This is a genomic window from Bacillus sp. ISL-45, assembly GCF_018613195.1.
In the GTDB taxonomy this organism is placed as follows: Bacteria; Bacillota; Bacilli; order Bacillales; family Cytobacillaceae; genus Mesobacillus.
This window is the reverse complement of record NZ_JAGGQQ010000008.1, coordinates 361,396-387,397: the sequence shown is the minus strand read 5'-3', so window position 1 is coordinate 387,397 and position 26,002 is coordinate 361,396. Positions and strand designations below refer to the sequence as shown.

The window sequence follows — 26,002 nt, the reverse complement described above, 5'->3', positions numbered from 1 at the left end:
ACCGACAAGGCAAGTGTTGAAATTTCGTGGATTATGGAGAGTGGTCCAGAGGGGGCAGGCATTTGGAGGTAAAACAAAGGCTGCCAGATCCTGTCTGGCAGCCTAGATTTATTCATTATTACTCGCGTGGAGAGGTTGTGCTTTTAGCTGATCATATGAAAAGTTTTCAAGTTGGTCTGCTAAACTCTCTACTTTTTCTTTGTAATCTCTTTCCGACTGAATCGGTTTTCCGGAAGCCATTTCTTCAAGCAATATGTCATTTATATAGGGAAAGTAATGAGAACGGTCGATATAATTTCCTACATTGAAAGTAATATTTGCTTCATCCTGGAAATCATAGACTTCGATATTCTTATAGCTTTTTAACTCGTTAAAGATTGCCAGCTTGGTCTGAAGTCTGTCTTCGTTAATGTCAGGCTTCTGGGACTGGATCACCATATGCCTTGTAATGGGATACGGTGCATAAAAGAATGTGAACTTCGTGTCTGGATATTTTTCTACCATATACATCATATTCTTCCTGAAGCTTTCCAGATAGGATTCCAGGTTATGTGAGGCCTCGGGCGGAGCATTCAGCCCCTCCGTTTGAGCCCTCATTTTATCGATTGTCAACGGCTCTTTTTTCGCGCCGAATTTATAGAAGCTATGTGGATTGACATCGTCTTTTACGAGATGCTGGTTCTTAATCTGGTAATCAATCTTTTTGATTGCTTCGTAACTCAGAAGGTATGGAAGGTCATTGATCAAATTACGGTCATATAAGAATTTAGGAAAGGTTGCATCAACCCGGTCCGGATCACCAGCCAGCGAATCATAATTGATTTCCCAATAAATATGATTTATTTCCTTTGACTTCATCGCTAGCTCAACCGCCTCCCGCTGTTCTCTTGCGGAGGAGCCGGATATCGTCGCATTAAACGATTTTGTCTTCAAGACTTCATCTATTTTTTCCTCGTTAAAATTGTGAGACATCGATGTGCCAACGAACAATGTTTCATACTCCAGGTTCCTGATCAGCCCAGGCATCTGGTAGCGCATATTAAAGTTTTTCGTAAAAGTCCGCTTGTAAATCCCGTCTTTATGATAATAGACGTAAGGATCACTCACATAAACGAACCCAGCAATGAGGATAAGCACTGCTGCGAAGACGGCTATGAATTTAAGAACGTACTTCTTATATTGATGCTCCACGTGCAGAACTCCTTCAAACATTAAAAGTTAAAGTACAGGAACTCGGAAACTTTTCCAAGCTGTAAAATCGATACGATTGAAATGAGCACGATGAATACCATGTTCATATTGTTAGGCTTGAATCTTTCAAGCATTTCGAATGAATTTTTTCTAAACGTCACGACAAGCATACCGATGATGATCAGCAGCACGCTCGGGGTTGTATAAAGCATTGGGCCATCTGGTAAAAGGTTGATGTTGAAGATTGGTTCAAGGACTCTTGCCACCCTTGTCGGCAGCTCTATTTTGCCCATTCCAAACATCGCTTTTAAAATCGCGATCGCTTGCGCGAAGCTCTCAGCCCGGAAGAACACCCACGCTGCATTCACGAATTGGAATGTGATGAACCACGCGAGCAGCTTTGGCATTGAGTAGCCGCGACGGTTCCACCATCTGTAGATGACCGAAGCTAAACCATGCAGGAAACCCCAGAATACAAACGTCCAGCCGGCGCCATGCCAGAAACCGCTAATCAAGAATATGATCAAGATATTGATGTACGTTCGCGACGGGCTTATCCTGCTTCCGCCAAGCGGGATGTATATATAGGCCGTCAGGAAACGGCTTAGCGTAATATGCCAGCGGCGCCAGAAGTCCTGGATGTTCAAAGCCTTGTATGGCGAGTTAAAGTTGATTGGCAGCATGATGTTGAATAAGAGCGCTGCACCCACCGCCATGTCCGCATACCCGCTGAAGTCGAAGTATAGCTGGAATGTATAAGATAGTGACGCGATCCAGGCTTCGACAAGGTTCAGGTCGAAGGCGTTTTTGTATCCATCATTAGCCCAAATCGCAAAGGTATCGGCAATCATGACTTTTTTGAACAGGCCGATGCCGAAGATGTACAGGCCTAGCGAAATGTTCTTCGCATTCATCCGTGAATTCTCGTTATGGAATTGGGACATCACTTCTTTGTGATGGACAATCGGACCGGCAATGAGCTGCGGGAAGAACACGACGAAAAGCATATACTCATCGAACCGGTATCCCTTCGTTTCATAGCGGTAGCTGTCGACGAGGTAAGCGATTTGCTGGAAGGTAAAAAAGCTGATCGCCAGCGGCAGCGCCAGATGAAGCAAAGGAAAGCTTTCTTTTAGCACAGTATTCACAGTTGCGATAAAGAAATCAGTGTATTTATAATAGCCCAATAACAGGACATTGAAGATGATGCCAATCGTAAGGACGGCTTTACGTGTTCCCAGTTTGTCGGTTTTTCCGAGGTAAGTACCGACCGCGTAATTGACCACAACAGACGCCAAGATCAATGGGAGGTAACTTACATTCCACCAGCTGTAGAAAAATAAGGATGCCACGACAAGCGAAATCTTCGCCAGCCGCGAAAGACCCGCATACTGAAGCACAAAATAAATAACAAAAACAGAAGGCAGAAAAAAGAAAATAAATTCATACGAATTAAATAACACAGCACACGCACCCTCATTAAAAATATTTACTGCACAATTATACATAAATTAAAGAATAATGTCATTTCATCCCGAAATATGGGACTAAAGAGAGCTGCTTTAACGCACTAACCCACTGGGGGTCAGACCCCCGGTGCTTTAACGTATTAACTGAATGGGGGTCAGACCCCCGGTGCTTTAACGTATTAACTGAATGGGGGTCAGACCCCCAGCGCGGTAATGCACTGAAGGACTGACCCCCAATTTTTCATACTATATTATAATTTTTATTTTTGGTTTTGCAGTGCCCTGTATAGGAATAGGGCGTATTGGATGCGGTCGACTGTGTTTGCTGGCTTGTACAGTGTGCCGTATCCTTCTGTGATTTTGTTTGCATACAGTGCTGAGATAGCATTGTATGCGAAGCTTTGCTCAGGGACATCTGTAAATGGCGTCACTGCTGTTCCCTCTAATTTAAAGCCTTTTTGCAGGATGACGGCCATCTCTGCTCTTGTTAATGGTGCATTCGGGTCGAAAAGTGTCCCGTTTTGTTTACCTGATATAATTCCGGCATTCGTAATTGCCGCTATTTCATTATAAAAACGGTATGTTTTCGGAACATCAAGGAAGTTTACATCCTGCACGTTTGTGGTATCAAGCTTTAATGACCTCACAAGCAATAATGCTGCATCGATACGCTTCAGCGTGTTGGCAGGCCTGTACGTGTTGTCTGCGTACCCAGCAATAACCTCCTGATCATATAAATACTTGATGATTGGGTAATATTTGTGCGTGCTTGGGATATCGACAAAAGGAGAATCATTCTTCACCTTAATCGGGATTTGTTTTGTCATGTTACCATAAGTTGCGACGATGACACCGTCACCAACTTTAGTCGTTTTTAGAGTATTGCCTTCAAAAGTGCCCATTGTGCTGGAAAGTTTTAATTTTGCCGTATCCTTTGCCAGCGGGTTGTAAAATTGGTCCAGTACGTATTTAAGAGAAACCGTAATGGTAGATCCGACATTGACAGACGAACTTGAAAGTCCTACGCCAAAGCTGGTCTCGACCCCAACTGGTGCAGTGCTGATCGCCTGCAATGTCGTGGACACTGGTCTTTCCCAGCCGTCAGATGGCCGGTTGATCAATGTAGCCATATCATTTCCATATGCACGGGCAAGCATCGTAGTCGAGCCGCCTCCATCTAGATTAATAGCTTTATAGGCCCCTATTTTTACAAGATACTGGGCGAACTCTGTCAGGTTCATCCCTTTACTATAACCGGATTGTCTTCCATCCACAGTGACTAGGAAAACCTTGCTCAAAGTTCGGTCAACGGCAATGGCTGTTCTTGGTGCTCTCTCAGTCGCCCTTGAGCTCGTAGGAGTTATGCTCAAGGAAACAGCCCCATTATCCACAAGCCTTGGGCCACTTGCCAATATGTATTTAGCGCCCTTCCACTTCTCATCGATTCCAATTGAAATCTGTACCTGCTCTCCTACCTGCATATATTTTAAAAATTCCATCGCAGTACCGTGTCCTGATAGGACAAATCCGTCCGCAGGGATTTTTGTCGGTGTTGCATCATTATATAGGCGCTTAGCGCTGACAGTTCCAGTGATGGTATCACCGAATGCTAGATTCTTATTTTTCGAAGCTCCTGTAAAAATAACCTCATATCCAAATGCATTGGTATTCGTATATCCATCCATATAATCCGGTGTATACAGAATTAAATTATCGTTATTCCTGATTTTATTTAGGCTGGTGATTTCAGCTGCTGACCCATTATGGACAGCAGTCAGGTCAAGGTCAAAATGCTCGATTTGTGCCTTGCCAGCCGCATTGATTCCAAATGCAATCGGTTCATTCACATACTGGTCACGCCCAGAGGCGATGATCCCGGAGTTCACCAAAACATCATTTTGAGCAATAAGGTACATTGGCAGTTTTGTGTTTGTATCGAAAAAAGAACCATTTACCGCCCCTACTACTCTATTGCCTGCACGGTGAACTGCTTTCGCCTGCGCTGTCGTACTCGAAATTTTCCCGATTTCCGGAATCGAAACATCCAGCCTCGTATATGGGTCCTGAAGATTTACTTCAAGAACTTTAATCGACTGTGTGTAACTGTTAATATACTCCTTGTTTTCAGTGTATTTAACACCTGGTGATACCTGGAATTGTTCAAATATACTTGCGAACCCAGAATGCACTGCTACTGACTGAAGGAACAGAAGACTTACGGCTAATGTGACGACTACCTTCTTTACAAACTTCAACTCTTTTCCCCCTATTATGTAATCTGCCATTATCTGTATCTACCAAAATATTTTTACCACATTAAACATTTTTTGTCGATTGGTGAATGATGGACATAAATAGGCATTTTTACATAAAAAGCCTGATAATTGCCATTTTCTGAGTTATATTTATCCTTTAATTACCAATATATTTATCAAGGATTCATATTTAAAATTTAGCTGATTACTAGATTTTAATGGGGGAAATATAATGAGGAAAATCACCGCATTGCTGCTTGCTTTTACAATGGCGCTTGGTTTGTACTCGAGCCCTTCTGCCTTGAGCTTCTGCGACATTTAGAGATATAGACGGGTCGCCCATGAAGTTTTACATAGAAGAGCTTGCGAAAAACAATGTAATTTCCGGATATGCTGATGGAACCTTCAGGCCTAAAGAAAATTTGACAAGGGAACAATTCGCTAAAATGCTTTCTCTTGCCATGGAATTGCCATTAGATTCAAAGGCCGCTGCGCAATTCACAGATCTGGCCGATTGGTCGCGACCATATGTAGGCGCGCTTGTAAATTCAGAAATTACTTACGGAAAAATCAAAGACATTGTTCGGGGCGAACACTTTAATTACTCGCCAGGAAATGGCAGTGATGTTTGTAAGGGCGATGGGATTAGAAGAATTCGTGGTGCTGCTGGAATATGATGCAAGTTTTGCAGACATCCAAAAAGTGTTCAGTTGGGCTCAGCCGCATGTCGCTTTTTTGAAGGATATCGGCTTTATCGAAGGGAATGGAAAATATTATTTCCCGCATGACCCGACTACTCGCGAAGCCTTCACCAAGCTGACCTATCGATTCAAAATGGAAGAATCGAAGTACTATGAGCTTGCACTTAACCGCATCATTCTGGAAATGATGATCGAAGAGGCTGTCGGTGTTGAGCTGATCGACGAAGAGACAATTTTAGTAACCTATGATGACGGGGAAGTTTTTGAATATGATATCGCCTACTATCTGCAGGGGCTGTACATGACATTCCAGTACGAATCGCTTGCTTACCTTGATGGATTTATGTGGCAGTAGATGACCTCGGTTGAAAAGAAAGAAATCATCATGTTCGCAATCAGTTATTGGGACAGCAAATATAGCGACTATATGCTAAAAAAGCCAGCAGACCAGGCCTATTCCATCCTGCTCAGCAGAGTGAACGGCTACTACGTAAATAACATCAACAACAAAGACGGCCTGCTCAAAACCCTGGTTTGGAGCGCAGTAGACACCTTCACAATCGAATACATCACAGAAGAACAATCATAAATCACCGCATTACAGCATTGGGGGTCTGACCCCCAACGCTTTAACGCATAAAACCCCTGGGGGTCAGACCCCCAGGGGTTTTATGCGTTAAAGTAGTGCTGTGCCTGTTGTGCTTGTTCCTTTTGTATCGATATTGATTGATACTGGCGTAGATTTGACTGTGAAATCGAAGGTCTGTTCGATGTCATCTACATAGATGATTCCTTTTTTGCCAGCCAGGTCTGGTGAGATATCAAATGTTACTGTCATGCGGTCTTCTGAAAGAACAGCATTTGCCATAGAAGGCATCGTCACGGATCCATCTTCGTTTTCAATATAGATCAAGAGGCCTTCTGCAACATCCTGAGGTGTGTATTCCACAGGTGCCGCTTCTTCCAAAGTAACCTTCAATGTATTTGAATCCAAAAATTCAGAAGTTACTGCATATGGGAAGTAAATATTTTCGTCGATGAACATGAAAGTTCTATACAGGAGGTTGGCAAAATCACCACGAGTGATGTTCATGTTCGTACCAAAAGAATCCTTTGTCTTACCGAACGTGATCTCAGTTCCATATAATGACTCGATATAAGGCCCAAATGCTCCTACTGCATCTTTAAATGGGGTTTCAACAGCAAAGTCCTCAAGTCCGAATCCTAAAACAAGAATTTTCGCCATCGCACCTCGAGTCAAAGGCTCATTCGGAGCAAATTTTCCATTGCCAACGCCGGAAATAATCCCTGCTTCAGCCAACGCATTTACAGATCCTTCAATACGAGGAATAAGGTCAGTAAAACCAGCAGCGGGTGCACTTTCAGTATCAAGGCCAAGAGCGTTTGCCATGATGACAGCTGCATCCCCACGAGTTAAGTTAAGGTTTGTACCGAAAGTAGTATCTGACTTGCCGTTGACAATGCCCCAATCATGAAGAGAATAAACAGCTTCTTCATAGTTACCGCTTACATCTGTAAATACATGATTATCGTGAGCCAACGCTGCCGGTGCAACCGCAGAAACGACAATCGCCGCAGAGGTCCCTGCTGCTAAAAATTTGTTAAAAGAACGATTTGCCAATGTAATTCCTCCTGGAATAATAAGGTGATATTTTACAAGAAACCAATTCTTGCTAAAAAGATTTTAGCAAATTTAAAGTTTTTCTAATACATGTAAATATTCCCTATTTAATAGGGAATATAATATAGTATCAATCAACCATGCAACAACTCCTTTAAAAGGTAAATCCGCATACTCCCGCTTGATAGAATGCAAGTATTTTTTCACACCAAATATTCCTTCCCGCATATTTTTGTTTTAAAGCACAAATATCTTGTAAAGGATAAGATGAGCATATTAAATCGGAGGTTTTTTTCACATGACCCGCAATGCCAAAGGCAATAGAAAGATTTGGAGACGAATTTTGATTGCGTTCTTCCTATTAACAATTTCAGCAATCGGTATATACTCTTATTCACTATATAACTCAGTAACCAAGACAGTGGATTCCATACACGAGCCAATCAGCCGGGAAAAATCCAAAAAAAGGGCTACACCCATTACACTTGAAAAAAAAGAACCTTTCTCGGTACTAATGCTTGGAGTTGATGAGCGCGACGGTGACAGCGGCCGATCCGATACGATGGTCGTGGTTACGGTAAATCCTGATCTGAACTCTGTAAAAATGCTGAGCATACCCAGGGATACAAGAACAGAAATTATCGGAAAAGGCTTTCAGGACAAAATTAACCACGCTTATGCTTTCGGCGGTGCAGAAATCTCGATGGATACCGTGGAAAACCTGCTTGATATCCCCCTTGATTATTATTTACAGGTCAATATGGAAGGGTTTTTAGAGATTGTTGACGCCGTTGGCGGTGTTACTGTTCTAAACGACTTCAGCTTTAAATATGGAGGCTATGAGTTCCCCAAGGGTGAAATTGATCTTGACGGAAAAAAGGCGCTTGCTTACTCGAGAATGAGATACGAGGATCCGAGAGGCGACTTCGGCCGACAGCAAAGACAAAGGGAAATCATCCGCGCGGTAATCCGCAAGGGGGCCAGACTTTCTTCTTTAGGGAACTACGATGAAATACTTACGGCTTTAGGCAACAATGTTAAAACAAACCTTACACTTAGCGAGATGTATGATATTCAATCTAAATACAAAAACGCCGGCAAGCAAATCGAGGAAATCGAGTTGAAGGGAACGGGCGGAAAAATCGATGGAATATACTATTACCAGGTGGATGATGCTGAAAAACAAAGGGTTCAGGAAGAGTTTAAATCACACTTGGGGATAAAAAAATAAAAATTTTTTAGGAAAAAATCCTCAAAATCCAGTTTTTTCTTTACTGTTTTTCAACTAGAATTATCCAAATACTAGAGTTATTTCCCTATAAATATGGTTAATACAGTGTATTTTGATATTTTTTTACACATAATTCTTTATTTTACCATAATGAATGACCCTAATAAAACTTAGTTAGCAAGCGTAAGATATATTAGATTTTGGTTGAATAGCCATTTTGGGCTTCCCCCTTCTTCTGGTAAAAGACGGGGGTTTTTTTATGCACTTTTTTAGGATAAAGGTTATTTCGGAAACTATGTTACTTGGTACAATCATTGTATTTAGCTGCTTTAAAGACTAAAAGCTGTTCGATAATAAAACAATCAAAAGGACAGGCAAATCCGCCTGTCCTCCCTCTTATAAATTATTTCTTCCTGAAAAAATTCTGCCGGACAAATGTGATATTATAAATGCCGCAAAAGGCAGGTATACTGGAATGATTGGTGTCCGGTACCGCTGTCCCCCCACTAGCAATCCTGCTGAAGTAAGCGCTGCGAATCCCAAAATATACAGAAGGATAAAAATCAGCAGAATGCGATTTTCCTTCAGCTTTAGAAATGCCAGCAATAGACCCGCGATGCTTAAAATGATCGTAACCCAGTCGATCAAGAAAATTCCTTTGAAAAATAAGAAGAATTTAGCGATAACTCGTTTTGCCGTTTCGACTGGATGGCTAAAAATATAGTCGAAGGCAACTTCTTTTAAAATAGCGCTTTTTTCCGACAGCGGAACGTCCTTTAATTCATGAAAAATCGGACCGACATAATCGGGGAGCATGCTTGAGTTATAAAAACCTATATCAGACTCTGGATTGTTCGCAATATAAAGGTTCATCCCGCTGTAATTTTCAAGGGTCACAAACTCTCCATGCAGCTGCTGGTTATGCCAGCCATTCAAGAGCAGCAGGACGACTGGGATAAGGAAAGCCGTGAGCGAGATCAGTTTCTGCTTTCTTTTTACGATGAAAAACAACACAAACAGCAATACGATTGGGAACATGAATAAAAGATGCGGCCTGAATAACAGGCTCAGAGTCAATACGAACAGGAGCAGAAAAAATGGTTTTTGTTTGTTTTCTGCAGTGATCCAGTTGATGCCAAGATGTAAGACTACTAATAAAAAGCTGATGAAAATAGTTTCTGTCAGCAAATATTGTGGTCCATTCAACAAAATAACGGGATGGACAGCGTACATGATTCCCGTCAGGATTGCAGCCAGCTGGGATCTGAATATCTTTCCAGCAAGGAAGCTGATGTATACACCGTTCGCCGCAAACAAGATGTATTGGAATACGATGAATGGTGTGCCGCTGTCAAAGAGCAGCACGAATGGTGCCAGGATAAGTGAGAAAAGCGGCGGTACAATAATGTCCTCTTCCCTGACCGTATTGATCAGCCCTTTGCCATTAACAAGGTTCTCTGCCAGGTTGTAATAGAGTTTGCCATCAGGCGTGATAACCATGGGCGGCTGCGGTCCTGCCTTTATATATAGAAGCAGACACGCCTCTATGAATAAAAAGAGCAGCAAGTAATGGATTGGCCCTATTTTTTCAAAAATACGCTTCAATTGATTTACCTACCTTTGTCAGTCTTGTATCAAAATAAGGATACACTAAAATGGAAGACTGCAAAAGCGTGAGTCTATCAGAATTCTCTTCGCTTATGGTGAATGAATTTGATATACTTTGAAGCGAGTACAAACAAAGGAGCCATGCAATGCATAAAAAAGTGCTGATCATCATTCCTGCATACAATGAAGAAGAAGCCATTTTTCATACAGTGACAAACCTGATCAACTCCTGCGATTATGATTATCTCGTTGTCAACGATGGATCAAAAGACCGCACGGCACAAATTTTAAAAGATAACCACTTCAACTACGTTAATCTCCCGGTTAACTTGGGAATAGGCGGCGCTATGCAGACAGGGTACAAATATGCTCAGCGGCACGGCTATGATTATGCCATCCAGCTCGATGCTGACGGCCAGCACAATCCTGCTGATTTGCGCAACCTTGTGACAGAAATCGGACGGTCCGGCTACGATATGGTGATCGGGTCTCGTTTTGTTGAGAAAACAGCCTATAAAGGAAGCCTGATCCGTAGAATTGGAATTTTTTATTTTTACTATATGATCCGCTTACTGGCAGGAATTAAAGTGATGGACCCGACTTCCGGCTACAGGGTGGTCAACCGTCGAATCATTGAGGAGTTCGCGAATTACTATCCGATTGATTATCCTGAGGTAGAAGTTCTGGTTAAGCTTGCCCATAAAGGATATAAAATAAAGGAAATGAAGGTGGAGATGAATGCCCGTCAAGGCGGCCAATCTTCGATTACACCGGTAAAATCCATGTACTATATGATGAAGGTGACATTCTTCTCTATCATACGGTCGGTTTTTTAGGAGGGCTACATGAACACGGTTCAACTTATCGCTATTTTAGCTGCGGTCTTTTTCCTGCTTCAGGTGCTCTGGCTCACCTCCAAGCACCGGCTGCATGATCAGCAGGCATTTATGTGGATGATGTTTGCGATTGGAGCATTGGTCGTCGCTTTTAGCCTGCCATCTCTAAATCGTCTAGCTGTGGCAATCGGTGTCAGCTATATGCCATCGCTTATTTTCTTGATTGCCTTTTTTGTCGTCTTATCTTTATTGATGTATCATACGATTGCTTTTTCGCGTCAGCAAAGCAAACTGATTGATCTTGTGCAGGAGGTTGCCTACCTTTCCAAGGAAATCGAGGACTTGAAGAATTCTCAATTCCAGGACCAACAACATATAAGCAGAGGGCAAACTGGCGAGGGTTTTGAGAACGGACGGTTTGAGGTTAATGAAAAAAGCATGAGCGGGGAGCGGCATAATGAGCATTCTTAATTTCTTTCTTATTTTAGTGAATACACTGATTTTGGTTGGCGGACAATTCCTCTGGAAATTCGGATTGATGGGAAGGACTGACAGCTACGAGTCCGTCGGAGGAGTCGTCAAGCTGTTTCTCTCACCATTGATCGTCAGCGGGCTGTTCATGTACGGACTGGCGACAGTACTGTGGCTGTTCATCCTGACTCGAGTGCCGCTCAGCGTCGCCTACCCGATCCAATCACTGGCCTACATCTTCGCAGTGTTCGGTGCCTATTTCGTATTCAACGAACCGCTCACCACCCCAAAAATCATCGGCGTCCTCCTCATCATGGCAGGAGTATCCCTGATAGGCATACAAGGAAACTAAGGCTTTACCACACTAACGCGCCGGGGGTCAGACCCCCGGCGCGTTAGTGTGGTAAAGCTATTTTTTCTTTGTTTTGTTGGCGATCTCAATGGCCCGGTCTGTTCCTTCTGCTGCCTGATCTAGTGCTTCCTGCGGGGGTGTTCCCTGGTACATGTTTTCAAGTGCGGTCACGACTTGCTGGCGTGATTCTGGGAATACGGAAATCAACGCCCCCTGGGTCGCGAATGATGGTTTTGTATCCTGGAGCTGGTCTACGGTTACCTTGAACTGCGGGTATTTCTCCCACTCTTTCTTCACGATGTCTTCTTCATAGGCTGCCGGGTTGATGGCGAAGTAGCCTGTGCCGATATGCCATTTTGCCTGGCTTTCAGGTGAGGCGAGGAACTTCATGAATTCCCATGCTGCCTGCTGCTTATCTTCGCCGATCCCTTTGCTCATCCATAATGATGCTCCGCCAATTGCGACACCCTGTCTTTCGACTTCATCCGGATAAGGGATATAGGCAACACCTACATCAAATGAAGAGTTATTGATCGCACCGGCAACACCTGCGGATGAATCCATGTACATCGCGACTTTGCCTGTCTGGAAGGCAGCGCGGATATCATCCCAGTTCGTTCCATAATTGCCGAAAGTTCCAGCTTTGTTCATGTCATCAAGGAACTTAAAGACACGCAGTCCCTCTTCCCCATTAAACACAGCTTTTGTTGCGTCATCAGAACGGCCGTTATCATTGTCAACATACAACCCACCCTGTGTGGCGACGAGCTGTTCAAAGAACCAGCCATATGTCAGCATCGAGAAGCCAAAACGATCATTTTTCTTCGTCAGTTTTTCCGCTGCCGCTTTCACTTCGCTGAATGTTTGCGGCGGACTTTCCGGATCAAGTCCCGCTTCCTTAAAGGCATCCTTGTTATAAATCATCACAGGTGTCGAGGAGTTGAACGGCATGGAATACAGCTTGCCATCAACCTTATAGTAGTTAAGAATATTTTCCTCTAGCTGGGATAAATCATAATTGTCCTTGTCAATGAATGTCTGCATCGGCTCAATGAAGCCGCTCTCGATCATGTACTTCGTTCCTACTTCAAATACCTGCATGATGGCCGGCGCATTATCGGTGCCGCCGACACTTCGAAGCTTTGTCAGCGCTTCTTCGTACGTACCCTGGAATTCTGCATTGACCACAACTTGATCCTGTGAATTGTTAAAATCTGCGACAATGCCATCAAGCGCTTCCTGGCCCGGTCCCGACATCGCATGCCAGAACGATATTTCTGCTTTCTCGCCAGGCTTCGTGCCGCCATCCTTCTCCTTGTCTTTGTCATCTCCCTTGCTTGCATCATTGGAGCATGCCGACATAACCAACAGGCTGAAAATCGCACTGATCACGAGGAACCATCTGAACTTTTTCACCATCTTGCTGAACACCCCTTTTATAAAAATGCTTCTGGATACCAGAAGTTGAACCCGATATGACTTACTTGAGCGCTCCCTGGGTCAGGCCTTTTTGAAGCTGCTTCTGGCCCGCAAAAAGCAATAGCAGCGTCGGGATAATGACCACGATCACTCCCGCCATGACGACGCCCCATTCGGTCGCGACCTCCTGGGATTGCAGCTGCTTCAAGCCGATCTGGACCGTCCTTACCTGGTCCGTGCTTGTGACGAGCAATGGCCATAAATACATATTCCATGTCGTCAGGAATCCGTAGGCACCCAGCGTGACTAGGCTTGTTTTTGACACAGGAAGGATCACTCTCCAAAAGAAAGCGAACTTCCCGAGCCCCGCGACTTCTGCTGCTTCATGCAGCTCCTTGGGTATCGTCTTGAAGTGCTGCCGCAGCAGAAAGGTCCCGAAGGCCAAAGCGAAAAATGGCACGGTCAACCCTTGATATGTGTTCATCCAGTCAAGCTTTTGGATGGTAAAAAAGTTAGGGATCATCGTTGCTTCCCAGGGAATCATCATCGTCGAGATAAAAAGGAAGAAGATGAAATCCCTTCCCTTAAAAGGAATGAAAACAAAGGCATATGCCGCCAGACTGCAGACAACCAGCTGGCCCAGCATAACGGCGAACGACACGACGAAGCTATTGATCAGGTAGTTCATCAACGGCAGCCGGTCGAACACTTTTACATAGTTATCAAAATGAATCGATTCAGGAAAAAACTTTCCCTGGAGGATTTCCCCGCCAGACATAAAGCTGATCATGAAGGCGTATAGTACCGGAAAAAAGACCAGGAAGGCCGAAATCACCAGCAAAACATAAAACAGGATTTTTTTCGGTGTCGACATCATCATTGATAGTGCACCTTCTTTTCTCCGAGCTTAAATTGCAGAATCGTCACGATTAAAATACAGATAAATAGAAATACTGCCTGGGCGCTTGCCGTCCCGAACTGATAGTTGACGAATGCTTCCCGGTAAATAGAATAAACGATCAGATTGGTTGCCTGGGAAGGGCCGCCCTTCGTTAAAATGTCGACCTGACCAAATGTCTGGAATGCATTGATCAGAGATATCGTGATGATGAAAAACAATGTCGGCGACAGCATCGGAATCGTGATCCTGCGCAGCTGATACCAGTATCCGGCACCGTCGATCCTGGCACTTTCATATAAATATTCATCAATGTTCTGCAGCCCGCCGAGCAGGATCAGAAAAGAGAAGCCGATATTCATCCAGATCGTCGAGATTGAAATCGACACGAGGGCCCAATCCGGATCGAGCAGCCACTGGACACCTGGCAAATTCATGACATTCAGCAGCCGGTTGAACATGCCGATGCTGGGGTGGAACAGGAACAGCCAGACGACAGAGGAAGCAGCAACCGAAATGCCCATTGTCGAGGAATAGACCGTCCGGAAGAAGCCGATTCCTTTCAGCTTCTCATTGGCAATCAGCGCCAGGAACAGCGCGATGATCACCCCTGTCGGAACGGTATACAGGACAAACAGCACCGTCGCCTTGATACTATTGCGGAATTCCTTCGACTCGAAAAGATAAGCGTAATTTTCAAAGCCGACAAACAATGCAGCGGCACCCTGCTGGTCGGTCAGGAAAAAGCTAAGGTAAATCGTCCGGAACATCGGGTAAAAAATGAACACTGCAAACAGGAGGATTGACGGAAACAGGTATAAAAGGGCTGTGCGGGCATTGAGCGATTTTCTCCAAAAACCCAGTTTTGGAGGATCGTCTGCTTTCATATGAACACCTCTTTATCAAACACATGGTTCTCGATGTCAGAAGGAATCTTGATGATTTTTTCTGTATCGCTGTCAAACAGGCAGACCGAATCATATCCGATGACAACAGGAACCACATCCCCGACGTCAATCCGCCACTGGCCAGTCCATTTCGCCATCCATTCCCTTCCTCCCATGTCAAAGGAAAAAATTGTTTCATTGCCGAGCACCTCAACATTGGTCGTTTTTACATAGACCTTATTCTCCGCCTTCGTCTCCTTCGTCGCTGCCTTCAGATGCTCAGGTCGAATGCCGACAATAATCCGGTCTGTTTTTAATAAATGACGATCCTCTACTGGGATGGCTAGTTTTGCATCCTCACTGAACACAACCTCGTTCTTTTCTTGATTTACCTTCCCTTCGCCAATATTCATCGGCGGGGAGCCAATGAATGTCGCAACAAAAGGATTGGCGGGATTATTGTAGATATCGATCGGTTTGCCAATCTGCTGGATTTTTCCGTCATGGAGAATCATGATCCTGTCCCCCATTGTCATCGCCTCGACTTGGTCATGGGTGACATAAATCATCGTGATGCCAAGCCGCCTCTGGATTTGGCGGATTTCCGACCGCATATGCGCGCGCAATTTCGCGTCCAGATTGGATAGCGGCTCATCCATCAGGCAAATCGGGGCCTGGTTGACGATCGCCCGTGCCAGGGCGACCCGCTGTCTCTGGCCCCCGGACAGCTCACGAGGCTTCCTTTTCAGGTACGGTGTCAATCCCAGCATTTCCGCGACATCCTCACAACGTTTTTTCCGCTCCGTTTTCGGGACTTTTTTTACATGGAGCCCGAAAATGATGTTCTCTTCGACCGTCAAATGGGGATATAGAGCATAGTTCTGGAAAACCATCGAGATATCCCTTTTGCTTGGCGGCAGCCAGTTCGCCTCCACATCACCGATTTTCAGGATTCCGCCCGTGATTTCCTCCAGGCCGGCGATCATCCGCAGCATCGTACTTTTCCCGCAGCCGGAAGGACCGACAAGGACGAAGAACTCTCCAGGCTCGATCGTGACTGTAATATCTGAAATGACTTCTGTTTTTTTATCATATGATTTCGAAACACCAACCAATTCTACCTTTTTCATGCTCTCCACCCTTTCTCTAAAAATCCTTTTCCTGAAAAAAGAGACCACAAATAATGCCTATCCATTCAGGCAGTAGATGTGGTCTCCTGGTCTCCGTCACAAAGTATTAACTTGTAAAGTTTGCAATATATATTGAGAGTATATGTTTTTTATTTTGCTAGTATGTTAGAAAATTACATTTCACAAAAAGTGAGGGAATCATGAGAAATATATGGCTATTTATCTTCTGCTTTATGTTGCTGGCAAGTGCCGGTTGCGAGGATCGCAAAGCTGAGCCTGCTTTTGTTTTAACGGAAGATTTCATCATCATCGCTCATAGAGGAGCATCGGCCTACGCGCCTGAACATACATTGCCAGCATATGATCTGGCAGTGGATTCGGAGGCCGATTATATCGAAATCGATTTGCAGATGACAAAAGACGGTGAATTGATTGCCCTGCATGATCCGGAGTTAGACCGGACGACAAATGGCTCGGGGCTGGCAAAGGGGCTAACTCTGGAAAAAATCAAGGCGCTGGAAGCCGGTTCGTGGTTCAATGAGCAGTATCCGCAACTCGCCGACCCTACCTACGAAAATGTCGAGATCCCTACACTTGAGGAAATCTTTCAGCGATATGGGAGAACCGCAAATTACTACATCGAAACCAAATCCCCAAGGATGGAAGAGAAATTAATCAATCTGCTGAGGAAGTATTCGCTGGTTCAGTCTGAATCGAAAGTCATCATTCAATCTTTTCACAGCAAAAGCCTGAAGAAAATCCACAAGCTGGAACCGGCAATTCCGCTGGTCCAGCTTTACAGATATTCTGATAAGGCTCAAATGACAGACCGGGAGCTACGGTCGCTGAAAAAATATGCATCAGGAATCGGAGCCAATTTTGGGGAGGTGGATAAAGATTATATTAAAAAAGCCCATCATCATGGATTGGGTGTCCACCTTTTTACCGTCAATAAAGACGAAGACATTCAGCAGGCTTATGAAATCGGAGCGGATGGAGTGTTTACGGATTATCCTGAAAAAAGGCCAGCCCCATCAAAGAAGGTAAATAAAGAAGTTTTTGAAAGTATCTAATGCCAGAGAATAACATTAGTTTAAGCTAAATGTTTTACATCCCTTCGGTCGAGAGTGAATTCAAAAATACAAATAAGCCCAGCAACAAAATCATTCTGTTACTGGGCTCATTTTTCCTCTTAAAATACTATCCTGCTTGTCTTTTAATTGCCTTGCTTGTTTCTCTTGGATTGCTGCTTCCTGTAATTGCGCTTCCCACAATAGCAATATCTAAGGCTTGGAGCCCTCCAATTGTCTTCTCCGATATACCCCCTGCTATTGCCACTTCGACATTTTCAAGTCCCTCAATCAGTTGGTATAGTGAACGGTCTGCCAATACACCCTCCTGCTGCATGTCCTTTCCTATATGGAGACAAAACAAGTTGACTCCAAGTTCATGAAGTTCTTCGACTCGTTCCCTGGTTTGGACACTAAGTAAATCGATCATGACCCTTTTTTCAAAAAGCTGAGCTGTCTCTAGTGTCTCCGCGATTGTGTTGTTATGTGAAAATGCCATTACCGTGATAATATCTGCACCTGCTTCAAAAGCCTGCTTTGCTTCATGCCGCCCCGCATCACATGTTTTCATATCGGCGACAATCATTTTATGATGATAGGTCTCTCTAATCTCTCGAACAATTGCCATCCCAAATTCTTTGATGACACCAGTGCCTATCTCTATCCAATCAATGTAGTCATACGTTTCTTCCAAAATAGAAAAGCACTGTTCCCTTGTAAGCCGATCAAGTGCAAGCTGAATTTTCAATGCTGTTCCCTCCCTTTAAAAAGCAAACACCCACAGAAGTTGCTCTGTGGATGTTGTGAAAAATCATTATTAACTTAAACCCCTGAATAAGCCATGAATCCGCCATCGACCGGCACGGTAACACCGGTCACAAATCCGGAGTACTCTTCATCTGTCAGCCACAGTAATGCACCTAACAAGTCCTTCGGCTGTCCGAAGCGCTTCATTGGCGTATGCGCAATGATCTTCTTGGAGCGGTCTGTATGCGTTCCATCTTCATTCAGCAGCAAGTTGCGGTTTTGCGCAGTCAGGAAGAATCCTGGCGCAATGGCATTGACACGCAGTCCTGTCTCGGCAAAATGGACCGCCATCCACATAGTGAAGTTATTGATCGCCGATTTAGCCGCGCTATATGCAGGAACTTTTGTCATCGGTGAATAAGCGCTCATCGATGAAACATTGATGATGACAGGAGCCTCCTGCTTCAGAAGTTCCTTGCCAAACACCTGGCACGTTAAAAAAGTTCCGATGAAATTAGTGTCAAAAACCTTGGAGAACCCGCGGGCATCCATATCAAAAAAGGATGTTTCTGTTGATTCTTCTTCATATGTCTCCACTGCTGTAATCGCGTCAGGATGATTTCCGCCTGCTCCATTGATCAAGATATCCACACGTCCAAACGCCTCGACAACGGTAGCTTTTGCCGCTTCAAGTGACTTCTCGTCAAGCACATCTGCAGCAACAGCGATTGCTGAGCCGCCAGCTGAGTTTATTTTGTTCGCGATGGCTGCCCCTTTTTCCTCTGTACGGTTCAGGATCGCCACATTCACGCCATGTCTTGACAGCTCCATTGCCATTTCGGAGCAAAGCACTCCGCTTCCTCCGGTAATCACCGAGGTTTTACCTTTCAAGTTTTCATGGATTGGAAACATCCTATTCCCTCCTATTTTGTAGCCTGGTATGCATCCCATAACCCATGAAGATACATGATGCCAAGCGCCCTGTCGTATAGACCATAACCCGGCCTGCAGACCTCGCCCCAAAGGTGTCTGCCGTGGTCCGGACGGACATATCCATCGTACTGGATATCAGATAGCTCTTTCACTACCCCTTTGATATTGATGGAACCATCTGTTGTTAAATGGGATGTTTCAATAAAGTCGCCATTTTCAAAGATTTTCACATTCCGTATGTGCGCAAACGGTGAATTATGTGCAAACTCTGCGGCAAGTGCGACCATATCATTCTTAGGACTGGCCCCGAGTGAACCTGTACAGAAGGTAATCCCGTTTGATGGAGAATCAGAGACTGATAGAAGTCTCCGCAGACTCTCTCTTCCAGTCATGATGCGCGGCAGTCCAAAAATAGTCCAGGGCGGATCATCCGGGTGGATGGCCATTTTGATTCCAGCCTCCTCAGCAACCGGAAGGATTTCATTCAGGAAATAGCCAAGGTTTTCCCAGAGGTCTTCCTCTGTAACATTTTCATACGCCGCAAATAATTCCTTGATCCGCGCCATTTTTTCCGGCTCCCAGCCTGGAAGTGTTAAATCAGATGCTGAAGAAACGGTATCGATCAACTCCTGAGGATCCTGGTTTTCCACTTTCGCTTTTTCGAAAAATAAAGCAGTCGAGCCATCAGGAAGCTCCTTGAACATTTCGGTACGCGTCCAATCAAAGATCGGCATGAAATTGTAGCAAATGACCTTGACGCCAACTTCCCCCAGATTCCTGATTGTCTGCTTGTAATTTTCGATATAGCGGTCACGGTCTTCATTCGCAAGTTTAATCGCTTCATGGATATTGACACTTTCAACCACATCGCCATGGAAACCAAACGATTGAATATAATCCATTTCCGCCTTGACTTCTTCTTTTTCCCAAACTTCACCGACCGGCTTTTGGTGCAGAGCCCATACGATGCCTTTTACATCGGGAATTTGTTTTATATGATCGAGAGTGACCGTATCATTATCACGGCCATACCAGCGAAATGTTATATTCATGATGCATCCCCTCCAGTTACTGCTTCAATATACTTATGGCAGAGCTCCGTGACAGCTTCTTTTCCCGCTGAACGGTATGCCTTGTTCAGGTCACTGCCAATTCCGGCTGCGACTGCGCCAGCTCCCAGCCAATCCTTAACATTATCAAGGTTGACACCGCCCGTTGGCATGATACGAACCTGAGGAAGAGGCCCGTTGACCGCTCCAATGAAAGATGGGTCAAAACGGTTTGCCGGGAACAGCTTCACGATGTCACAGCCGCTTTCAATCGCCGTAACGATTTCGGTAATAGTCATGCAGCCTGGCAGATAGGCAATAGAGTACCGGTTGCACAATACAGCGATTTCTTTGTTGAAATTCGGGCTGACCACGAATTTTGCTCCGCTTAAAATGGCATGGCGTGCTGTTTCCGGGTCCAGGACCGTTCCTGCCCCTAAAATAGCATCCTTTCCTGCGAGTGCTTCGAACACCTTTGCCACGTCCGGTGTTGTATAGGTAAGTTCAATTGCCCGGAAGCCACCTTCAATTGCCGCCTCGGAAATTTGAACCGCTTCTTCAGCCGTACCCCCGCGGACAACAGCGACAACTTTAGATTCAGCCAATTGCTTTAATGCTTCTATTTTCAAATTCATCCAATCGCTCCCTATTCAAAAACAATAACTGCTTTTCGTACTTCACCCGGATTCTCTTCTACAAATGTGAAAGCTTCTTTCACTTTCTCAAGTGGAAACTGATGTGTAATAAATCCGTTCCCCTTCAATTTTCTTTCTTTGAGCAATGAGACCACTTTTCCGAACTGGTTTGTCTGCAAACGGGAACCAACAATCGTTACTTCTTTTTTCGTAATCGGAAGCTGAGGAATCTGGGATGGTCGTTCGTCAAAGCCGAGCACCACAACTGTTCCTGCTGGAGAGACAATGTTCACACCCAACTCGACTGTCGAAGGAAGGCAAACTGCATCAATCACGACATTAGGACCCTCACCATCCGTAAGCTCCATCACCTTTTCTTCAACAGATACTTCACGAGCATTGATAACTACATCAGCGCCATTTTCTTTCGCGAAGGCCAATCTCTCCTCTTCGAGATCTGTCATGATCACATTTGCACCTTGAAGCTTTGCCATTTTTAAAATACAGATTCCAATCGGGCCTGAGCCCTGAATTAATACCGTATCTCCTTCTTCTACCCCGCCTCGCCAAACAGCCTGGGCCCCAATCGTGAATGGCTCTGCTAAAACAGCTTCATCCCAATCAAGGGATGGATCGACTACGTGAAGCTGCTTTTCAGGCAGTACAAAGGATTCGCGCATTCCGCCATCTTCGTGAACACCAAAAACGGACAATGATTTACACACATTCGGGCGTCCTTTGCGGCATGCATAGCACTCCCCGCAGTAGCGGATCGGCTCGACAACAACATGATCCCCCGGTTTTACATTTACTACAGCAGATCCCACTTCGACCACTTCCCCGGCAACCTCATGGCCGGGAATTCTTGGATAAGTAGCAAGTGGATTCGTGCCATGGTAGATATGCATATCAGATCCGCAAATACCAACCCGCTTCACTTTTACAAGAACATCTTCGGGTTTTTTAATTGTGGGCTGTTCTAAATCTTGAATTACGAGCTCCATCGCTCGAGGAATTTGTACTGCCTTCATCTTTAAAACCACCTATTCAAATAAACTTGGTAAATACAGTGATACCTGTGGGACAAATGCCACCAGCATCAAGATAGCAAGGCTTACTCCGATGAATGGTACAAGCTCTCTTGCTGCCTTTCCGATTGGAACTTTTCCAATCTGGGATGCTACAAACAGACACACTCCTACTGGAGGAGTAACCAGACCGATCACCAGGTTTAGAACCATCATGACGCCGAACTGGACTGGATCCATTCCTACCTGGGCAGCAACAGGCATCAATACAGGGAACAAAATGACAAGCGCTGCGATCGTTTCCATGAACGTTCCAACGAACAAAAGCAGAAGGTTGATCAGTAAGATTACGACAATAGGATTTTCAGAGATTCCTAGGATCACATCTGCAACCATCTGAGGAATTTGTTCACTGACCATGATCCAGCCAAACAGGTTCGCAAACCCTACGAGCAGCATAATGGAAGCAGTAGTTGTCATGGAAGATAACATGATGCCAGGAATCTTTTTAATCGGCAATTCCTTGTAGACGAAAATCCCGATAACAAGTGCATATAATACAGCAATAATGGAAGCTTCAGTTGGTGTAAAGTAACCGCCAAGAATACCCCATAAAATGATGATCGTCATGAATAACGCCCAGAAGGAACCCATGAAGCTCTGGAAAATCACTTTTAGAGATTTTCTTTCCCCTTTTGGATAGTTGCGCTTAACAGAAATGATATAAGTTGGGATCATCAACCCGATTCCAAGCATCAGTCCTGGAAGGGCCCCTGCTAAAAATAAGTCACCAATAGAAACGGATGCCAGTGTACCGACAATAATCATCGGCAGGGACGGAGGGATGATCGGGCCAACTGTGGATGAAGAAGCGGTAACTGCCGCCGAAAACCCTGCTCCATATCCTTCCTTTTTCATCGCAGGAATCAGGATGGCACCGATACTTGCTGTATCAGCAAGTGCAGTTCCGGAGATTCCCGCAAAACCCATAGAAGAGCCAACATTCGCCAATCCCAATCCGCCGCGGATATGTCCGAAAAGGTTATTGGCAAACTTGATAATTCGATCTGTAATTCCGCCCGCGTTCATCAGGTTGCCTGCAAGGATAAATCCTGGAATACAAAGCAACACAAAGGAATTCAATCCCGCAAACATTTTTTGAGGAATGATGGTAAGAGGAATATCCGCAACAATCAAATAGAACAAGGAAGACAAACCGAGACTAAAAGCAACCGGCACGCCTAAAAATATAAGTAAAATGAATGAAATGAACAAAATGGCCGCCATTATAGCTCTCCTCCATCGATGTCTGACTTGAAGTCTTCTTGGTTACGAATCAACCTAACAATTTTAACGATAGAATATAATGCCAGAAGCACAGACATGATCAGGATCGCTGCATGGACTACCGACATTGTAAATGGCATTGTTGCAGACGTTTGAGTACCTATCAGCGTAAAGTCATACCCTGTCATGATCATGACAGCAAACAGAAGGAGCAAGAGAAGGTAAATCCCTATCTCATAAAATCTCCTGAAATGATGGGACATTTTCGCAAGAATCATATCCACGTTAATGAACTCCCCGCGAAGCAAAGCTAGCGGAGCTCCAAAGCAAATGGCATAAATGAATAAATATCGTGTCAGTTCTTCGGTCCAGATTGCATTATAAGGAAGGTATCTGGACATGATTTGGATCGTCACGACTATAATGACTCCCGCAAAGCTGACTACCGTTAAAAAAGACAGCAGCATATCCAGCCATTTACGAATTTTCATAGTTTCATTCCTTTCTAAAGGAAAGGCACAGCCGGCTATGGCGGCCGGACAGTGCCTTATCAGGATTACTTAGTGTCAAGAATCTTTTCGTAAAGTTCGAATTGTTCCGGCTTAAGGTTTGCTTTGATTGCAGGAATCATTGCTTCACGGAATGCATCCTGATCAACATCTACAAACTTCATGCCTTCTTCTTGAAGATCTTTTTCAATTTGAGTGATTTCTTTGTCATACAACTCTGCACCGTATTTTTGTGCTTCCGCAGCAGCTTCAGTAACTGCTTTCTTCTGCTCGTCATTCAGTCCGTCGAACTGCTTATTTCCAACCAGGATATAGATCCATGAATATACATGTTCTGTACGGTTCACATAGTCTTGAACTTCATAGAATGCAGCACTCTTAATCAAATCAACTGGGTTTTCCTGACCATCGATTACACCTTGCTGAAGACCAGTAAACACTTCATTAAAGTCCATTACCTGTGGCTTAGCGCCTGCAGCTTCCCATACTTTCAGGAACAATGGAACGTTCGGTACACGCATGCTGAAGCCTTTTAGATCTTCAGGTGACTTGATTTCTTTGTTGGATGTAAGGTTACGTGGTGCGCGAGTGTGATAGTACAAAGGTGTTAAACCAGCTTTTTCATTGATTTCTGCTTCGATTTCCTCACCGATTTCTCCTTCTACCACTGTTTTTACATGGTCTAAATCACGGAATGCATATGGAACAGCCATTAAAGCAGCTTTAGGTGCCCAGTTTTGCAGAGTCTCACCGGAGATTACCATATCTGCAGTTCCAGATTGGATGGCATTGATGGTATCTGTTTCTCCGCCAAGGGAGTTGTTAGGATAGATAGTGATATCAATGCTGCCATCCGTTTTTTCCTCAACAAGCTCCTCGAACTTTTGCGCTGTTTTGTGCCAGATGTGATTCTCATCAGCCAGGTGGCCGAACTTCCACTTGATTACTTCCCCTTTGCTTTCCCCTCCAGCTTTTTCAGAATCCCCTGATCCACATGCAGTTAAAAGAAGTGATGCAGCTAAAATACCTGATAAAAATTTTGCTTTCTTCATGAAAAATTTCCTCCCCTTTGTTTTCAATGATTTATTTTGTTAAATATTGATGCACAGTAGAAGCAATGGTAATGCCATTTTCAAGGTTTCTTTCTTCATTCATCTGCTCGATCTCGCCTGGAACGAATACTTGCGAGAATCCTGGCGCAGGCGGAGCCTGACGAATTTCAGCCATCATCTGGTCCATGTTTTCCAGGAATGCATCGGCATCCGTAAAGAACGCCGGATTGATAGCACAGAAGTAATGGCCAAGCTTGCGTTTCTTATCCAGGTCGCCGTACATCTTGGAGATATGTGGCCCGAACGCTGCTCCTGCAAGCAATCCTGAGAAGATATCGACAATCATTGACAGCCCGTAACCCTTAGGGCCTCCGAATGTTTGAAGTGCCACTACTTTGGCTGGATCTGTAACGGTTTCCCCGTTTCCGTCGACTCCCCAGCCAGGAGGGATCTCCTTGCCTTCTTCTTTGTACTGAAGGATTTTACCAAGCGCTACATTTGATGTCGCCATATCCAGAATAAACGGTTTGCTTGTTTTGGCGGGCACTCCATAGGCGATTGGATTCGTCCCGAGGAAAGCTTCCTTGCCGCCAAACGGAACGACGATTTTATCCGTGTGTGTCATTGCGATCCCAATTAGGTTTTGCTCAGCAGCTTCCTGGACAAAGTAGCTCAGTGCGCCGCAATGGCTGCTGTTGATCGCAGTCACCATCCCGATGCCATTTTCCTTTGCCATATCGATCGCCTGTTTCATCGAAACATCCGCGATCACATGGCCGAAACCATCATCACCGTCGACTACGCCTGTTACAGGGCCAGTTTTATTGAATTGGATATTCGCGTTGGGGTTGATTCCCCCGGCATTAAGACGGTTCACATAATGTTCTGTGCGCAAAACACCCTGTGAGTTAACGTTTCGAAGGTCCGCGTGTACAAGGATTTCTGCTACTTTCTCTGCATGCTCCTTGTTCAGTCCGGCCTCGGTAAGTTTTTTCACTGCTAATTCTTTCGCTTCTTGATGCGGAATGGTTACTGTTGACATTCCTTCTCCCCCCTATTCCAGATTGGAATGCTTCTTTCTCAATTCTTCGTTCGTCTTTCCTGCTGCCAGGCTGTCAATGATTGCTGCATCCATAATAAGATGGGCTGCCTGGTCGAACTGGTTTCCAAGCGGCTGGATTGTTTCCGGTTCACCCGCAAAACGATATTTAGTTGCGGCCGGAATTCTCATCCCACCTGATATGAATGGAAGCTGAAGCGCTTCATCATTTGTCGTAATCATGAATACTGCTGCACCAGCGCGGCGGGCGCTTTCAGATATATTCAGCGCCTGAGCGGTTTTTCCAGACCCTGAAAGTACCACTAAAATATCTTTCTCCTGGATTGCCGGAGTTGTTGTTTCCCCGACAACATAGACCGTCTTTCCGCTGTGCATCAGCCTCATGGCGATGGCCTTTGCTACAAAGCCTGACCGCCCTTCTCCTGTGAAAAAGAAACGCCCGTCTTCCTTTAGCAGTTGAACGAAGGAATCGTACTCTTCAGAATTCACATCCATACAGACTGTCAGCATTTCTTTTAAAATAGTTGAAATTGTATTCATGG

Annotated in this window: 27 protein-coding genes; 8 read left to right on the top strand and 19 right to left on the bottom strand. The window is 44.7% G+C overall.

The window, feature by feature from the left end:
• Window positions 1-108: 108 nt before the first annotated feature.
• From J7E35_RS12035 to J7E35_RS12025, 3 genes are all read right to left on the bottom strand, one after another.
• Window positions 109-1,191: a hypothetical protein gene (locus tag J7E35_RS12035; protein WP_214780020.1), complete on the bottom strand. Its 1,083-nt coding sequence runs from the start codon at window positions 1,189-1,191 to the stop codon at window positions 109-111.
• 20 nt (window positions 1,192-1,211) lie between these two features.
• On the bottom strand, window positions 1,212-2,654 hold the full coding sequence (locus J7E35_RS12030) for an MBOAT family O-acyltransferase (protein WP_214780018.1): 1,443 nt from the start codon (window positions 2,652-2,654) through the stop codon (window positions 1,212-1,214).
• 266 nt (window positions 2,655-2,920) lie between these two features.
• Window positions 2,921-4,915: a phosphodiester glycosidase family protein gene (locus J7E35_RS12025; protein WP_214780016.1), complete on the bottom strand. Its 1,995-nt coding sequence runs from the start codon at window positions 4,913-4,915 to the stop codon at window positions 2,921-2,923.
• 341 nt (window positions 4,916-5,256) lie between these two features.
• Between J7E35_RS12025 and J7E35_RS12020 the strand changes: the two genes are divergently transcribed.
• The 3 genes from J7E35_RS12020 to J7E35_RS12010 are packed head-to-tail and all read left to right on the top strand — an operon-like array spanning window position 5,257 to window position 6,205.
• The gene (locus tag J7E35_RS12020) at window positions 5,257-5,592 is read left to right on the top strand and encodes an S-layer homology domain-containing protein (RefSeq protein WP_214780014.1); all 336 of its coding nucleotides are present in this window, start codon (window positions 5,257-5,259) and stop codon (window positions 5,590-5,592) included.
• Window positions 5,531-5,971: an S-layer homology domain-containing protein gene (locus J7E35_RS12015; protein WP_214780012.1), complete on the top strand. Its 441-nt coding sequence runs from the start codon at window positions 5,531-5,533 to the stop codon at window positions 5,969-5,971. The genes J7E35_RS12020 and J7E35_RS12015 overlap by 62 nt, the downstream gene beginning before the upstream one ends.
• A complete protein-coding gene (locus tag J7E35_RS12010; protein WP_214780009.1) occupies window positions 5,972-6,205 on the top strand; it encodes a hypothetical protein in 234 nt (77 codons plus the stop codon).
• A gap of 87 nt (window positions 6,206-6,292) precedes the next feature.
• Here the strand turns inward: J7E35_RS12010 and J7E35_RS12005 are convergent, their stop codons facing one another.
• Complete coding sequence (locus J7E35_RS12005) at window positions 6,293-7,258, bottom strand: S-layer homology domain-containing protein (RefSeq protein ID WP_214780007.1); 966 nt, start codon at window positions 7,256-7,258, stop codon at window positions 6,293-6,295.
• Window positions 7,259-7,556: 298 nt separating this feature from the next.
• Here J7E35_RS12005 and tagU point away from each other — a divergent pair, with 298 nt between their 5' ends.
• Complete coding sequence (gene tagU / locus J7E35_RS12000) at window positions 7,557-8,489, top strand: polyisoprenyl-teichoic acid--peptidoglycan teichoic acid transferase TagU (RefSeq protein ID WP_214780005.1); 933 nt, start codon at window positions 7,557-7,559, stop codon at window positions 8,487-8,489.
• Window positions 8,490-8,885: 396 nt separating this feature from the next.
• Here the strand turns inward: tagU and J7E35_RS11995 are convergent, their stop codons facing one another.
• Window positions 8,886-10,094 (bottom strand): glycosyltransferase family 39 protein, encoded by a 1,209-nt coding sequence (locus tag J7E35_RS11995; protein WP_214780003.1) that lies wholly within the window; start codon window positions 10,092-10,094, stop codon window positions 8,886-8,888.
• 149 nt (window positions 10,095-10,243) lie between these two features.
• On the opposite strand from J7E35_RS11995, the gene J7E35_RS11990 reads away from it, so the two are divergent.
• Genes J7E35_RS11990 through J7E35_RS11980 form a run of 3 tightly spaced genes read left to right on the top strand, consistent with a single transcriptional unit; the run spans window position 10,244 to window position 11,756 of the window.
• Window positions 10,244-10,933 (top strand): glycosyltransferase family 2 protein, encoded by a 690-nt coding sequence (locus J7E35_RS11990; protein ID WP_214780001.1) that lies wholly within the window; start codon window positions 10,244-10,246, stop codon window positions 10,931-10,933.
• 9 nt (window positions 10,934-10,942) lie between these two features.
• The gene (locus J7E35_RS11985) at window positions 10,943-11,404 is read left to right on the top strand and encodes a DUF2304 domain-containing protein (protein WP_214779999.1); all 462 of its coding nucleotides are present in this window, start codon (window positions 10,943-10,945) and stop codon (window positions 11,402-11,404) included.
• Window positions 11,391-11,756 carry an EamA family transporter gene (locus tag J7E35_RS11980; protein ID WP_214779996.1) on the top strand — a complete coding sequence of 122 codons (366 nt, stop codon included), beginning with the start codon at window positions 11,391-11,393 and terminating at the stop codon, window positions 11,754-11,756. The genes J7E35_RS11985 and J7E35_RS11980 overlap by 14 nt, the downstream gene beginning before the upstream one ends.
• Window positions 11,757-11,813: 57 nt before the next feature.
• Here the strand turns inward: J7E35_RS11980 and J7E35_RS11975 are convergent, their stop codons facing one another.
• The 4 genes from J7E35_RS11975 to J7E35_RS11960 all read right to left on the bottom strand — a co-directional run bounded on the left by J7E35_RS11975 (window position 11,814) and on the right by J7E35_RS11960 (window position 16,090).
• Window positions 11,814-13,175: an ABC transporter substrate-binding protein gene (locus J7E35_RS11975; protein ID WP_214779994.1), complete on the bottom strand. Its 1,362-nt coding sequence runs from the start codon at window positions 13,173-13,175 to the stop codon at window positions 11,814-11,816.
• A 61-nt stretch (window positions 13,176-13,236) separates the two neighbouring features.
• Window positions 13,237-14,049: a carbohydrate ABC transporter permease gene (locus J7E35_RS11970; protein ID WP_214780089.1), complete on the bottom strand. Its 813-nt coding sequence runs from the start codon at window positions 14,047-14,049 to the stop codon at window positions 13,237-13,239.
• Between the two features lie 2 nt (window positions 14,050-14,051).
• A complete protein-coding gene (locus tag J7E35_RS11965) occupies window positions 14,052-14,960 on the bottom strand; it encodes a carbohydrate ABC transporter permease (RefSeq protein ID WP_214779992.1) in 909 nt (302 codons plus the stop codon).
• Window positions 14,957-16,090, bottom strand: a complete 1,134-nt coding sequence (locus J7E35_RS11960; RefSeq protein ID WP_214779990.1) for an ABC transporter ATP-binding protein — start codon at window positions 16,088-16,090, stop codon at window positions 14,957-14,959. Before J7E35_RS11960 ends, J7E35_RS11965 begins: the two co-directional genes overlap by 4 nt.
• A 200-nt stretch (window positions 16,091-16,290) precedes the next feature.
• Between J7E35_RS11960 and J7E35_RS11955 the strand changes: the two genes are divergently transcribed.
• Entirely contained in the window at window positions 16,291-17,163 is an 873-nt protein-coding gene (locus J7E35_RS11955; RefSeq protein ID WP_214779988.1) for a glycerophosphodiester phosphodiesterase, read from the top strand.
• A 127-nt stretch (window positions 17,164-17,290) separates the two neighbouring features.
• Here J7E35_RS11955 and hxlA read toward each other — a convergent pair whose 3' ends face one another.
• The 10 genes from hxlA to hxlB all read right to left on the bottom strand — a co-directional run bounded on the left by hxlA (window position 17,291) and on the right by hxlB (window position 26,000).
• On the bottom strand, window positions 17,291-17,908 hold the full coding sequence (gene hxlA, locus J7E35_RS11950; protein ID WP_214779987.1) for a 3-hexulose-6-phosphate synthase: 618 nt from the start codon (window positions 17,906-17,908) through the stop codon (window positions 17,291-17,293).
• A 74-nt stretch (window positions 17,909-17,982) separates the two neighbouring features.
• Window positions 17,983-18,819, bottom strand: a complete 837-nt coding sequence (locus J7E35_RS11945; RefSeq protein ID WP_214779985.1) for an SDR family oxidoreductase — start codon at window positions 18,817-18,819, stop codon at window positions 17,983-17,985.
• 11 nt (window positions 18,820-18,830) lie between these two features.
• Entirely contained in the window at window positions 18,831-19,892 is a 1,062-nt protein-coding gene (uxuA, locus tag J7E35_RS11940) for a mannonate dehydratase (protein WP_214779983.1), read from the bottom strand.
• Window positions 19,889-20,524, bottom strand: coding sequence for a bifunctional 2-keto-4-hydroxyglutarate aldolase/2-keto-3-deoxy-6-phosphogluconate aldolase (locus tag J7E35_RS11935; protein ID WP_214779981.1), 636 nt, complete (start codon window positions 20,522-20,524; stop codon window positions 19,889-19,891). Before J7E35_RS11935 ends, uxuA begins: the two co-directional genes overlap by 4 nt.
• Window positions 20,525-20,535: 11 nt before the next feature.
• Window positions 20,536-21,555, bottom strand: a complete 1,020-nt coding sequence (locus J7E35_RS11930) for a zinc-binding alcohol dehydrogenase family protein (RefSeq protein ID WP_214779979.1) — start codon at window positions 21,553-21,555, stop codon at window positions 20,536-20,538.
• Between the two features lie 12 nt (window positions 21,556-21,567).
• The gene (locus J7E35_RS11925) at window positions 21,568-22,842 is read right to left on the bottom strand and encodes a TRAP transporter large permease (RefSeq protein WP_214780087.1); all 1,275 of its coding nucleotides are present in this window, start codon (window positions 22,840-22,842) and stop codon (window positions 21,568-21,570) included.
• Window positions 22,839-23,330, bottom strand: coding sequence for a TRAP transporter small permease (locus J7E35_RS11920; protein ID WP_214779977.1), 492 nt, complete (start codon window positions 23,328-23,330; stop codon window positions 22,839-22,841). Before J7E35_RS11920 ends, J7E35_RS11925 begins: the two co-directional genes overlap by 4 nt.
• 65 nt (window positions 23,331-23,395) lie before the next feature.
• Window positions 23,396-24,400 (bottom strand): TRAP transporter substrate-binding protein, encoded by a 1,005-nt coding sequence (locus J7E35_RS11915; RefSeq protein ID WP_214779975.1) that lies wholly within the window; start codon window positions 24,398-24,400, stop codon window positions 23,396-23,398.
• A gap of 31 nt (window positions 24,401-24,431) precedes the next feature.
• A complete protein-coding gene (allD, locus tag J7E35_RS11910) occupies window positions 24,432-25,442 on the bottom strand; it encodes an ureidoglycolate dehydrogenase (RefSeq protein WP_214779973.1) in 1,011 nt (336 codons plus the stop codon).
• Window positions 25,443-25,454: 12 nt separating this feature from the next.
• Window positions 25,455-26,000, bottom strand: coding sequence for a 6-phospho-3-hexuloisomerase (gene hxlB, locus J7E35_RS11905; protein WP_214779971.1), 546 nt, complete (start codon window positions 25,998-26,000; stop codon window positions 25,455-25,457).
• Window positions 26,001-26,002 lie beyond the last annotated feature (2 nt).

Coding starts and splice junctions, on each gene's coding strand:
- J7E35_RS12020 (WP_214780014.1), top strand. CDS start 5,257: ATGAAGTTTTACATAGAAGAGCTTGCGAAAAACAATGTAATTTCCGGA.
- J7E35_RS12015 (WP_214780012.1), top strand. CDS start 5,531: ATGGCAGTGATGTTTGTAAGGGCGATGGGATTAGAAGAATTCGTGGTG.
- J7E35_RS12010 (WP_214780009.1), top strand. CDS start 5,972: ATGACCTCGGTTGAAAAGAAAGAAATCATCATGTTCGCAATCAGTTAT.
- tagU (WP_214780005.1), top strand. CDS start 7,557: ATGACCCGCAATGCCAAAGGCAATAGAAAGATTTGGAGACGAATTTTG.
- J7E35_RS11990 (WP_214780001.1), top strand. CDS start 10,244: ATGCATAAAAAAGTGCTGATCATCATTCCTGCATACAATGAAGAAGAA.
- J7E35_RS11985 (WP_214779999.1), top strand. CDS start 10,943: ATGAACACGGTTCAACTTATCGCTATTTTAGCTGCGGTCTTTTTCCTG.
- J7E35_RS11980 (WP_214779996.1), top strand. CDS start 11,391: ATGAGCATTCTTAATTTCTTTCTTATTTTAGTGAATACACTGATTTTG.
- J7E35_RS11975 (WP_214779994.1), bottom strand. CDS start 13,175: ATGGTGAAAAAGTTCAGATGGTTCCTCGTGATCAGTGCGATTTTCAGC.
- J7E35_RS11970 (WP_214780089.1), bottom strand. CDS start 14,049: ATGTCGACACCGAAAAAAATCCTGTTTTATGTTTTGCTGGTGATTTCG.
- J7E35_RS11965 (WP_214779992.1), bottom strand. CDS start 14,960: ATGAAAGCAGACGATCCTCCAAAACTGGGTTTTTGGAGAAAATCGCTC.
- J7E35_RS11960 (WP_214779990.1), bottom strand. CDS start 16,090: ATGAAAAAGGTAGAATTGGTTGGTGTTTCGAAATCATATGATAAAAAA.
- J7E35_RS11955 (WP_214779988.1), top strand. CDS start 16,291: ATGAGAAATATATGGCTATTTATCTTCTGCTTTATGTTGCTGGCAAGT.
- J7E35_RS11945 (WP_214779985.1), bottom strand. CDS start 18,819: ATGTTTCCAATCCATGAAAACTTGAAAGGTAAAACCTCGGTGATTACC.
- uxuA (WP_214779983.1), bottom strand. CDS start 19,892: ATGAATATAACATTTCGCTGGTATGGCCGTGATAATGATACGGTCACT.
- J7E35_RS11935 (WP_214779981.1), bottom strand. CDS start 20,524: ATGAATTTGAAAATAGAAGCATTAAAGCAATTGGCTGAATCTAAAGTT.
- J7E35_RS11930 (WP_214779979.1), bottom strand. CDS start 21,555: ATGAAGGCAGTACAAATTCCTCGAGCGATGGAGCTCGTAATTCAAGAT.
- J7E35_RS11920 (WP_214779977.1), bottom strand. CDS start 23,330: ATGAAAATTCGTAAATGGCTGGATATGCTGCTGTCTTTTTTAACGGTA.
- J7E35_RS11915 (WP_214779975.1), bottom strand. CDS start 24,400: ATGAAGAAAGCAAAATTTTTATCAGGTATTTTAGCTGCATCACTTCTT.
- allD (WP_214779973.1), bottom strand. CDS start 25,442: ATGTCAACAGTAACCATTCCGCATCAAGAAGCGAAAGAATTAGCAGTG.
- hxlB (WP_214779971.1), bottom strand. CDS start 26,000: ATGAATACAATTTCAACTATTTTAAAAGAAATGCTGACAGTCTGTATG.